This is a genomic window from Oscillatoria sp. HE19RPO, assembly GCF_024220515.1.
Classification (GTDB): domain Bacteria; phylum Cyanobacteriota; class Cyanobacteriia; order Cyanobacteriales; family Laspinemataceae; genus Laspinema.
Window position 1 is genome coordinate 23168 of sequence record NZ_JAMXOT010000296.1, and the last position, 11569, is coordinate 34736.

General features: G+C 39.7%; 7 protein-coding genes. 3 read left to right on the forward strand and 4 right to left on the reverse strand.

The annotated features are described in order from the left end of the window. The first annotated feature begins 246 nt into the window (after positions 1-246). The 3 genes from NG833_RS24085 (at position 247) to NG833_RS24095 (ending at position 9468) form a co-directional block, all read left to right on the forward strand. A complete protein-coding gene (locus tag NG833_RS24085; RefSeq protein ID WP_254567814.1) occupies positions 247-2817 on the forward strand; it encodes a sacsin N-terminal ATP-binding-like domain-containing protein in 2571 nt (856 codons plus the stop codon). Continuing rightward, on the forward strand, positions 2810-8209 hold the full coding sequence (locus tag NG833_RS24090) for a protein NO VEIN domain-containing protein (protein ID WP_254567815.1): 5400 nt from the start codon (positions 2810-2812) through the stop codon (positions 8207-8209). Before NG833_RS24085 ends, NG833_RS24090 begins: the two co-directional genes overlap by 8 nt. Positions 8210-8496: 287 nt before the next feature. Then, on the forward strand, positions 8497-9468 hold the full coding sequence (locus NG833_RS24095; RefSeq protein WP_254567816.1) for an aldo/keto reductase: 972 nt from the start codon (positions 8497-8499) through the stop codon (positions 9466-9468). Between the two features lie 21 nt (positions 9469-9489). On the opposite strand, the gene NG833_RS24100 is transcribed toward NG833_RS24095, so the two are convergent. The 4 genes from NG833_RS24100 to NG833_RS24115 all read right to left on the reverse strand — a co-directional run bounded on the left by NG833_RS24100 (position 9490) and on the right by NG833_RS24115 (position 11440). Further along, positions 9490-9654, reverse strand: a complete 165-nt coding sequence (locus tag NG833_RS24100) for a hypothetical protein (protein ID WP_254567817.1) — start codon at positions 9652-9654, stop codon at positions 9490-9492. Beyond that, positions 9648-10076, reverse strand: a complete 429-nt coding sequence (locus tag NG833_RS24105; protein WP_254567818.1) for an AAA family ATPase — start codon at positions 10074-10076, stop codon at positions 9648-9650. Before NG833_RS24105 ends, NG833_RS24100 begins: the two co-directional genes overlap by 7 nt. A gap of 53 nt (positions 10077-10129) precedes the next feature. Beyond that, positions 10130-10489 carry a hypothetical protein gene (locus NG833_RS24110; protein ID WP_254567819.1) on the reverse strand — a complete coding sequence of 120 codons (360 nt, stop codon included), beginning with the start codon at positions 10487-10489 and terminating at the stop codon, positions 10130-10132. A gap of 693 nt (positions 10490-11182) precedes the next feature. Further along, positions 11183-11440 carry a hypothetical protein gene (locus NG833_RS24115; RefSeq protein ID WP_254567820.1) on the reverse strand — a complete coding sequence of 86 codons (258 nt, stop codon included), beginning with the start codon at positions 11438-11440 and terminating at the stop codon, positions 11183-11185. Positions 11441-11569: the final 129 nt, after the last annotated feature.

Genomic DNA, 11569 nt, shown 5'->3' on the forward strand with positions numbered 1-11569 from the left:
ATTGGTGCGCGATCGGGCATTGCCATCCCCGGGGAGCCAATATGGATCCCTCATCTGTCAACAAAAATCAGTAAAAATACTGATGCCAGGAAACATTAGAAACGCTTTAATTGGTAATGAGTAAAACTTATTATTGACGATAAAAAGCGATCAATGTTCCCGAACGCCCCTACTCACCCATAGCTATTATTGTGGATCCATTGGGTCAAATCTCTTAAACACTCGTTAAAAGGTTAATTAATTCTTATGGCAGGTTTTAAAGATACACCGGGACAAAAAGTAAATACAATTAAAAACCTTCTGAAGGAAAGATACAAACAAGGCTTTCCCATTATTAAAGAAATTATTCAGAATGCTAACGATGGTCAAGCAACGACCTTAGATTTTGGTATAGCTCAAGGCTTAGGTGAGTCGGTTAAGCATCCGTTACTAAAAACTCCTGCTTTATTTTTCCTCAATAATGGGACATTTACCAAATCAGATCAAGAATCAATTACTTATTTTGGAATAGATTCTAATGCTAAAGATAGAGGTAAAATAGGAAAATTTGGCTTGGGTCAAAAGAGTATTTTCCACTTCTGTGAAGCATTTTTTTATATTGCTCGTTCTGAGTCTATACCAGACGGATGTGGAGAATTTATTAACCCTTGGGCAACTCCTGATGGCAAAGATACTAAACGACCAGAATGGGTCGAACTGTCTAATCAAGATAGGGAAGCATTAGAAAGATATTTATTCACCCATAATTTAGTTAATTCCCGCAATAACAGTTCATCCTTCTTTTTATTGTGGGTTCCCCTACGTCAGGAGATGATAGATCAACGGTGTATTTTAGCTAATTACTATGATAGTATTCGATCAGTCAAAGAAAGTCTTCCAGAAGATATGGAAGTGCGAATCGGTCAACTATTACCGATGTTGCGTCATCTCAACAATATCAGATTTTTTATAGAAAGTAATCAAGGTAATCTGGAACAAAATTTTTCTGTCTCCTTGTGTTCGGACGAGCAAAATTTCTTATCCCGCTGTATTTATCCGAATGCCACAAGTGAACGTATAGATCCTGATGAACATGAGCTACAGGGTAAAATTCATCTAAGTTCAAATGAATCAGGGATTAAATTTGCGGGACAAGAAAGAATTTTATCTGCTAATAAATTTGGATCACTATTAAAAAATTCAGAAAATCCTTATCAAAATTTTTGGATTTATTTACAACAGTCTCCTTTTTGGAGTAAAAGAGCTTCTATCAATGAAGATAATGGAGAAGATGAAATTGTTCCTGATAAATCAATTCCCCATTGTGCTGTCGTTTTGACTCAGCAATCTTTAGGCAATAAATCAAAACCCAAGTTAAATTTACAGTGGACTGTTTTTCTTCCCTTAGCTAGTGAGGAGAAGCATTCACGACAAGAAGAATCAGAACAAGAAGCTCATGAGGAGATAGACTGTGATGGAAATAAAGATTACACAATTTTTCTTCATGGTTATTTCTTTCTTGATTCCGGCAGAAAATATATAGAAGGACTTCGGAATATTAGGAGGGATTCATTTCGACCGAAAACTCCTGAAAATGAAGATGAAATGATTGCTCAGTGGAATTATTTACTAGCAACTGAAGGGACTTTACGCCTTGTATTGCCTTCCATCAATCAATTTTATCAAAAACATAGCTTAACGGATGTAGAAATATCACATCTTTGCAGCGCAATTTTGAAATCGAGATTGTTCGCAAGTGAAGTTTATAGGCAAAATATTTGTGCTGAACATCAGTGGGTATTCCGGACTCAGCCATCAAATAACGGTTGGGAAATGATTTCAGTGAATGCAAATTTGCGATCGCTTCCTGGTATTCCTCCAAAGTGGGAAGTATTTCCTGCATTGCAAGACCTCGCTCAAAATAATTGTTTTATTATTGAAAGCGAACCCAATCTTTTATCTCTAGATAAAAAGGGAAGATGGGAAAAGCAGGAAATCTGCTCTGTACTCGATTCTCTTAACCCGGGGTTAATATTTTCAAATTATGATGACCTTCGCTACTTAAACGAATTCTTGAGGCTTCAGGACAATATAATTAAGCAACCGGAGGTTCAGGCCAGTTTAATCAATTTGCTTCGTCAAGGATTTAGACAAAGTGACCTATCACATTTACAAGGAGAATCTATAAAACCTTTCATTCAGCAACTTATCTCAAAAATTATTCCTCATCAACGATTCAAGCTTAAAAAAACTCAAGATAGTACGGCTTTTAAGGCAGTTTTAAATAAACTTTATCAACTAGAAATAAATCTGTTTCTGGTTTATGAAACTTTTGAAGTTTTGCCAAGTAGTCAATCTGTTTTAACTCCAGAAGAATTAATCTCTCTCCTAACCTGTCTGGACGATTTCCTCAAAAGCAAACCCTCTAACTATAAAGTACCTTGTGAAATTATTTCTCAACTTTTGTCATCGAGTAAATACGTTGAACAAGTTCTCGATAAACTTGAAAATGAGTCTTTATTTATTGGGTACAACTATAAGGAGGAAAAACCCTACTTATACAGTTACAAAAAATTTCAAGATTACCACAAAAAAAATTGTTTATTTAAAGGAGTATGGACAAGCAATATCTCTACCGGCTTAAAAAAATCGCTGCCGAACACCGATTTAATCTTTATTGACACAAAGTTGGCTGGGATTTTCGGTAAAACTTCATCACTAAGAAATATACCGGAATGCGATGTCAATAGCTGCCTGCAACTCCTGGCAACACAACCCGATTTAGCTCAAGCCGATCAACGAACTAATCTTTTAAAGGAACTCATCAATCATGTCTAAACAATTACGATATTTTCTACATGGTCAAAAAGACAAGTATGAAGATGACAAAACTACTTTATATGTCACGGCACAAGAGAGTACACTTTGGCAAAAAGTAGGACAGCAGGTTCTCAATAAAAAAGGCGAGGGGTGGCGTTTGCTTGATTCTGCATTAGTAGAGCATATTCCTTCAGCAAAGCGTCAAACACTTGGAATTAATCTCCTTGAATCCGATAAAGTTGTGGATTTGATTCGAGAATTAGGGGCAGAATGTGTTGATGGAAGTTTATTAAAATCCTCTGAACGATGCCAGCTACTCGGTTATCTCAGCCAAAACCCAACGAATGAAGATTTGTGGAAGTCATTGCAACTTCACGAAACGACCGATGGAAGACTGGAATCAATTCAGCCCAATCGAGTGTTTTTGCAAAATCCACATTTTCCTTTAAATCATCGCTTAAAAGAGTACATCGTCCTCATTAAGCAAAATCGAGAAATTCAACAAAACTGGATACCTCTGTGGACTGCTCATGAGGCGATCACAACAATTCTCAATCTCCCTGATCCTCATACATATTGCGAGCTAGTTCTGGAGGCACTAACTCAAATATCAACGGAAGATGAAGCAGAACTAAAAACCAGTTTAAAAATGACCAGTTGGCTACCTAATAAATTAGATGGCCAAGGAATTTGTCCTGCAAATATCCTGAGATTTTCTCAAAGTTTAGAAGAGCATCAAGAGAAAATTGCTCAGTTGGATGAAAATAAGCATCCTGAAAAAATACTCCCAAATAAAGTTCGGACAAGCCCGGGATATTCCTCAGCCAGAAAATTATTTACTTATTGGCATCCTGAGCAAGTCATCCAGAAGATTTTAGTTCCCAATCAATCTCTTGAATACTGGCAGAAGTTCTACATTGTTATTTTAGATTGCTTAGTTGCAATGGATAAAATTCCTGAGCACTTAAAAACATCGTTGGAAACAGAAAGCTGGATACCTGTAGACTCAGGCACAATCAGACCTAGCCAAATTCTAGAGATTGTTTCGAGTCAACTTCAAAAGTATTTACCGACCTTAGTTGAGTTAAGCGGTGGAGAATATACAGAACGATTACAACTTCCTAAAAGAATTACAGGACATCCCAGCATTAAAGTTTTGAAAACCTTTTTTTCAAAATGGAGGGAACATGAAATTATTAATTTTCTGCTAGAACAACAAGAACCTCATCAACAGTGTCAGATTATTATTGATGCTTTGAGTGGTTTATTGGAGAGTCGCCAAAATCAGCACCACCTCAACGATAGTCTAAATCAACTAAAAACAAAACCTTGGTTACTCAATGAAAAAGGAAATGCAGTGTTTCCTGAAAATATTCTGCATTATCAAGCTGTAGAACAAGATATTGAGGGATTATTGCTCACCGTTGATTCTGACTATATTACATCTTCTCAACTTTCTCCAATTATTCGTAACAGCAGTTGTTGGCAGTGGTTAACGCAGCAATTGTTTATCACTCAGGATGCAGCGTTGCACCAAGTTGGACAATTGTTGGGAAATGCACCAGAATATCAATTGGGTGAATTTCAAAAATTTCCCATAGATCAATGCTGGGATATCTTCAAAAAAATTGATGTCAGCTTTCTGCCAGCATGGAACTTTGCTCGCAAACTCTCTAAAGGAAAATTTGAGCTATCGCTCTTGCCAAACCTGTTAGGCAAGATAGATGAAGATAAGCTTTGTTTGCTTCTTCAAAGACTCTCCAGTTCTAACTCTACACCCGATGAATTGACCGTAGATGTGTTTGACATTTACCTAGACTTGGCTGTTAAATATCCTAAGTTCCAGGAAAAAATATTGCCAAATATTGGTCTTCTGAACCAAAAGAATAAATGGGAAAAGCCTGACAAACTGACATGGGGTAAAAGAGATAATCTTGAGTCTAATTGCTTGTTAGATCCTCTGCAAACCAGCATTATAAAGCAATATTTAGACTCTTTATCACAAGAGAGTGATACGGTTACGATATCGCAAGACTTGTCAGGTGAAACCAGTAATTTTAGTATTTTACAAGCATACTTTCGTCTTTGGGAGCCATATTGCCCGCAAGAATTGATTGGTGCATTTATAACGTTACTGATGGGCAACGATCCCAATGTAAAAAAGTTGGCTGAGTATTATTTAGGTCGGCGTGATGTGGATGCAATGCGTCAGCGATTGCTAGGAGAACAGGTGCATCCTATAGCAAACCGTGAATTTCATATTCATGTAGGACAAGTCAGCGATCGTACCAGCATAGTACCATCAGTATCAGGAAAGTCTTTTAGTGCTGACCTCCTTCAGTCTGAAAATCCTCAACACCTTTTTGTCAGTGAACTGCAACCCAATAATCTAGCTATAGAACTACTGCCCATTGACCCTGAAAGATTTGGAAAAATAGACTTATCGTTACTGATAAAAAGGTCTATTAGAACAATATTACTGGAACTTTATCAGGTTAAAGATGTAGATTTAGATGCCACTTGGAAAGATTTACGAGACTCCGATCAACTCGATATTCAGGTAGCAAAGAACTTTTTGCTAGAAGGTGCGCCCTACATTATGAGGATGTTAAAAGTACATAATCGAATTCCTGAGATCAAAGACCTTTTAACCCAGTGGGATAATTTGCAATACCAGAAAGCAGAACTGAAACAGCAAAAAAAATCTGTAGAACATTTAGAGCATAAAATTGAGGATTTAATTCTGAACTTGTCTCGATTGCTGGAAGACGAGTCTGCCGAAAGTGAAAACATCCGAAATGAATTTTGGCAAGCAGTGCGAGCCAACATCGGAATGCACGGCTACCGTCCGCAGAGCATTCCTTTTGAATTATTTCAAAATGCCGATGATGCAGCAACTGAATGGATGCAAATATCCCCGTCCTTACAAATAGACGAAGATAGAAAGGAATTTATAATTGTGCTATTACCTGGCGATCACAAACTCTTATTTATTCATGCAGGTAGACCAATTGGTTGCTTTCAACATCCTGATGTTCCAGAAAAACAGTATCGTGATCGGGGTTTTGATCGCGACTTGGTGAATATGCTGACTTTCAATATTTCCGAGAAAGGAGAAAGTGTAACAGGTAAGTTTGGATTGGGGTTTAAGAGCATATATCTCATCTGTAAGCGACCTCACGTTATGAGCAAAAATTTAGGGTTTACGGTAGAGGGCGGACTAATCCCATCACGTCTCAATCCAGAAAACGCTAACAGGTTGAATAAAGAATTACAAAAATATATCAATTTGCCTGATGCAACTGTCGTTGAACTAGAACTTGAAGCCAATTTTTTGGCTCAAAGTGTTATTCAGGAGTTTCAAGAACTTGCCAGCATCCTCATCGTATTTTCGAGGATTATTAAAAAATGTAGATTGGTGAATCGGAATGTTAATGTTAGTTATCCAGATATTAACCTGTCCTGGTCTCCAACACCTATCCCAGGCGTTCGCGGAGTTGAAGTTGGCAAGCATCACATCACTGTAGATAGCAATGGGAAAGAATCAACCTTGCTCTGCCTGAGAACTGAGGGAGATTCAGAAGCGGCTTTACTTTTAGGCTTTACCGAAAAAAATGGTCGTCTCATGGGTTCATTGCCCAAGACTGTACCGACATTTTGGGTGACAGCCCCTACACAAGAAATGCTCTCTCTAGGTTTTGCTTTGAATGCCAAATTTGACATTACAACAGGGCGAGAAAGTTTGGTGAAGTCATCTGTTCATAATCGCGAGTTAGCAGATAAAATAGGAAAAGCTCTGGGAGAGGTTCTTTGTTCTCTTTCCCGTGCGAGTCAGGAAAACTGGCAAACAATTGCAGAGATATTGGGGTTCAAAACTATTGACGAATATGAGTTTTGGAACTTTCTGTGGAAAGAGTTGGCAATTGCTTGGCAGAATATAAATCCCAGTGATGGGCGTGAAATTATCTGTCGCATCTTGGCGGGCGATCGCGGGATGGGATATCTGATCATTCATTGTAAAGCTTTACCGAGTGGGTTGTATGGTAACTATCGCCAACTGCTCCTTATCAATGAGATTCGTTATCGAGTCACGGGGAAACTTTTAGAACAGGAGTGTTTCTTAAAAATAGCCACTTGGTCACGTTTTCAAGAGCGCTATAAGACTCAGATTATTGCCCAGAGTCAATGGGAAAACGCCAAAAAACTCTTAGGAGAAACTTTTAATTCGCAGCATTATTCGGTGAGCGAACTGCGCTTGCTTGATGTATTAAAAGCAGAAATTGGATCTGAACCCAAGGTGACAGCCTCGCAAGCCAAGCAAGTTGGAACATTGATTTCAAAATACTTCTTAGAGAGTTTAAGTGGATCTTTAGAAAAGCACGAACTGCAACGCTTCTTGCAAGAAGTTAAGTTTATGTCTAAGACAGAGACTTATGTACCTGTTGAGCAGTTGCTCTGCGCTGGATATCATCAGGATGAAGAGGGTTTACTGGTTGGGTTTGCACCAGATAATCGGATTTTGCATCTTGACTATCAAGATACTGGTTTAGATTTTTTCATGGCTTGTCGTTCGCGTAGAGAAAGTATTTCTATTGAACAACTTACAGAATGGGCATTACAGGCAGAGACTTCAGAAAAACGTCAGGCAGTCCGTCATTATCTTTTGTCTGGAGAAAGACGAGAGCAATTAGCAATACGAATTGACGAAAACAGTGCCGGTTCATGGATAAGAAATGACGAGAATATCTTAAGAATTATTGGCTTAATGGTAGAAATTGAGAGTGAACGACAAGGACGTCAATTTTCAGAACCCGGGCCGAAAATAAATGGCACACATGGAACCGGCACTGATACTGGAAAAAGCGAAAATTCAGTACATTGGGGTAAATTCGGGGAAAAATGGGCTAGATTATTTTATCAATTCTGCGGCTATAAAAGCATTAATGAACAGCCCGCTCTGGAAGGATTTGATTTTCTTTGCGAAGGTAATGGTAAACCTACGATTAAAGCTGAAGTGAAAGCAATTTCATTTAATCGACCTAATATCCGAATGACTATAAATGAATGGTCAAAAATGTTGCAAATTGGAGAATCTTATGAATTGCTGATTGTTAGTCATGACGGAGAGTCTGTTTGTGAAATCATTCAAATTAAACATCTATGGAAAACACTACAAAATGATTTCTTTGCAAAACTCGGAGCAAAAAATCCTACAGAATGTTATGAAGATGATAAAGCCGAGGTTCTGGTAGGTTTTAACTTAAATTCGGATAAATCACAGAATGATTTGATTCTTTCTTGGCACAGATTACGTGAAGGTAATCACAGTGATAACATTAAAAGATATCGTCCATATCCCTCAACGGTAAATGCTGAAAATCAAGAGGTCCAATTTGAGTTAATCCCTTGAAAAACGGGAATCTTGCTTAAACAAAGTAAATTCTGAGCAAGCTGGCGATCGCAGTTGCCATGAAAGAATTCCCTCCTATCATTCGAGTGCAATGGGAAAGCGAATCGCCCGTTCCCAACCTCAGAGCGATCGCAACTATCCCAAAGTCATCATCACCCCAGTACCCAAAATGACCAATGACAAATGACCAACGACCAATGACCAACGACCAATGACAAAAAACTGTATTGCCGTGGCGCGCCCTATTGTAAGATAGACCCGATTCAACTCATTGACCTCCTGTGACTATGGCAACCAATCTGTCTCTTCCACTTATGGGCTGCGGTACTTGGGCTTGGGGTAACCGGCTCTTATGGGGATATGAACCCAGTATGGATGCGGAATTACAAGCGGTGTTTAATCTTTGTGTCGAAAATGGCGTGACGTTATTCGATACGGGGGATTCCTATGGGACTGGCAAACTGAATGGACGGAGTGAGACGCTGTTGGGGCGCTTTGCTCAGGAGTATCAGGGTCCGAATGCGGATAACATTTGTATAGCGACCAAGTTAGCGCCTTATCCTTGGCGGTTGACGCGGCGATCGATGGTGTCTGCGGGATCCGCGTCGGCGCAGCGGTTGGGACGGCTGGATTTGGTGCAGATGCATTGGTCTACGGCAAATTATGCGCCGTGGCAGGAATGGTCGTTGTTGGATGGATTGGCGGATTTATACGATCGCGGGTTGGTGAAAGGAGTCGGTTTGTCCAATTACGGTCCCAAACGCCTGGAACGCATTTATCAAAAGTTTAGCGATCGCGGAGTTCCCATTGCTACCCTGCAAGTTCAATACTCTCTGTTGTCTACCTATCCCGTGACTACCTTGGGACTCAAAGAAGTCTGCGATCGCCTGGGCATTCAACTGATTGCCTACAGTCCCCTCGCTTTGGGATTATTAACGGGAAAATACTCAAAAAACGGTCCCTTCCCTCCAGGGATTCGCGGATTCCTGTTTCGGAATATTTTGCCCAAAATTCAGCCTTTGTTAGACTGTTTGAGAGCAATTGCCTCGGACCGCAATAAAACCATGTCCCAGGTTGCTATCAATTGGTGTATCTGCAAAGGGATGATTCCCATTCCCGGGGCAAAAACTGTGGAACAGGCGCAACAAAATCTCGGTGCGCTAGGTTGGAGTTTGGATGCGGAGGAAATAGAAAAACTGGATCAAGTGGCGGCGAATTCTAATAAAACAATGGTGCAAAATATCTTTCAAACAACTTGAAATAAATCAACCGGGTAATCTCTATATAAGTTTATCAATTTCCTCGATAAGAGTCTGGCATTTGTGGCGATCGCGTGCTTTTTTGATAAAACCTTGGAAGAACTGGCTAAATCCATTTCTGAGCAATGCTTTGGTATTTTTAGTATTTTCCCCGCCTTCAATATAAAGTCTAATTTCTGTTACCATCGATTGCCTCCAAGTTCACCCATTCGCCATAAATCTCCCAGGGTGTAATTGTCCAGCCACTTTTTCAGTCGGTCTGGATCCAAACGACGTAACTCGCTGCCGCGATCGCAGCGATCGCAAACGAGAACAGACTCCGGAGGAAGTGCCGAAATTAAAGCATCGGAATGAGTGGTGACAATCAATTGAGTTCGCGCCGATGCCTCCACCAACATCTCCGCAATCAGGGGTAAAATATCTGGATGTAAGCCAATTTCTGGTTCTTCAATACATAAAACAAGTCCCGGTGTAGGGTCAAGGAGTAATGCCATTAAAAATAAAAACCACAGGATGCCATCGGAAAGACGACTCGCCGGGATGGGTTCACTCAACCCTTCCTCTCGGATAAAAATTTGCACCGTACCGCCATAAATTTTGATACTCAACTCCTCACTGGACCGTGAAAAGTTCTGTGAGATAATTAATTAGGGGCCTTAAACTATCCAGTTCGTCTGTGTATGGCTTGATGCCTGAATGACTCTTTGGCCTGAAGGAATTTTGTCAAAAGTAAGCTGGGTGGACTTTCCGCTAAAATAGAAGGTGCAGATTGTTGTAGAGTAAGCCGAACAATTTGCTCACTCGGATAACCACTGCTAGGTAGGGTTCTGAACCAGCCCGAAAAACTTTGCCAAATTGTCGAGGGCATAGATAAACTCAGAATTTGCAAAATCCCTAAAACTAAAGCATTTAGATTGACAAATCGTTCAAATGCTGCTATTTTATCTTGGATATTCACCCAGTCTTTATCAGAGTAGTCTTGGATATTCATATTTTTAGGTTTTCGGGAAGATGGAGCCATGTTATTCATCCAGAACCGATAGTTAAACCCTGATAAAAGCTCGATTAAGGTCCGAAAAGTCACTTCAATTTTAAACCGCCAACTATAAGCCGTTATGATTTCTACTCCCGATCAATCCAGGTCTGTTGAAAAAAGTAGAATGCTTGGTTTTCCTCCGGGCCACAATACCAACACAAAACGGACTAAATTTTCGGGAGAGTCCCAATGTAAATCTATTGTACGATAACTGACTTTCTGTTTCTTTCCATAAAGGGATAACGATTCAGTCTTTAAAGAATTTGGGTCATTAAATAACGTGCGTAATTCCAGCGATCGTCCCCAAGTGCGAGGTCTGCCGGGACCTTTTTTCACGGGGATGGTGGTAACGGATGCTTAACAACCGTATTAATCTTGACCCGAGTAATTAAATGAATTGAATCGAACCGAAACTGATTAATTAATGTTTTTGAAGCAAAATGACATTCTTTAATGACGTAATTTTCGGCTTTCATTTAAGCCCTAAATAAGCCAGATATTTTATTAATTAAAGTGGGTGAAGTTACCTCCGGTGTTTGAAGTTCATCTTGAACGAACGAACTTAAGCGGGACAGTAATTAGAGCATACCCGGATTGTAATAAAAGACTAATAGATCCAAAATAATGACCCCGAATCCATTTCGGTTTAGTCACATTACTTGATTCTTGATGTAATTTTTAAACTAAGGGCATTTTTCTACCTTCTTTGGGCACTTTAATGCAATCCCCAACATAAATGGGTTGACCCTTTAACCGTTTAACATTTTCATGAGAAATCAACCATTGATGCCATCTGTCTGATAATGTTTTAGCGCTCCAACTGGTAGCGTGAAACCAATGCAGAGCGTGTCCATAGTAGTAATCACTCAGTCCCACTGCATTCAGATAACTCGTGATGGCGGGGGTCCGGTTGCATAACAAAATCCCCCAGACCATAATCACGAACCATTCAAACGCCGCCTCACGGCTGAATGCGGGCCTTAGACTTTCGAGGGAAGGTAAATTCGCTCTTTTGGCTGCATAATGGAAACACTGGTTAGCTTAGAATACAAGCCCTGTATGACT

What these genes read in the sequence shown, in the direction of transcription:
- NG833_RS24110 (WP_254567819.1), bottom strand. Translation starts at nt 10,489, where the DNA reads ATGGCTCCATCTTCCCGAAAACCTAAAAATATGAATATCCAAGACTAC.
- NG833_RS24090 (WP_254567815.1), top strand. Translation starts at nt 2,810, where the DNA reads ATGTCTAAACAATTACGATATTTTCTACATGGTCAAAAAGACAAGTAT.
- NG833_RS24100 (WP_254567817.1), bottom strand. Translation starts at nt 9,654, where the DNA reads ATGGTAACAGAAATTAGACTTTATATTGAAGGCGGGGAAAATACTAAA.
- NG833_RS24115 (WP_254567820.1), bottom strand. Translation starts at nt 11,440, where the DNA reads ATGGTCTGGGGGATTTTGTTATGCAACCGGACCCCCGCCATCACGAGT.
- NG833_RS24085 (WP_254567814.1), top strand. Translation starts at nt 247, where the DNA reads ATGGCAGGTTTTAAAGATACACCGGGACAAAAAGTAAATACAATTAAA.
- NG833_RS24095 (WP_254567816.1), top strand. Translation starts at nt 8,497, where the DNA reads ATGGCAACCAATCTGTCTCTTCCACTTATGGGCTGCGGTACTTGGGCT.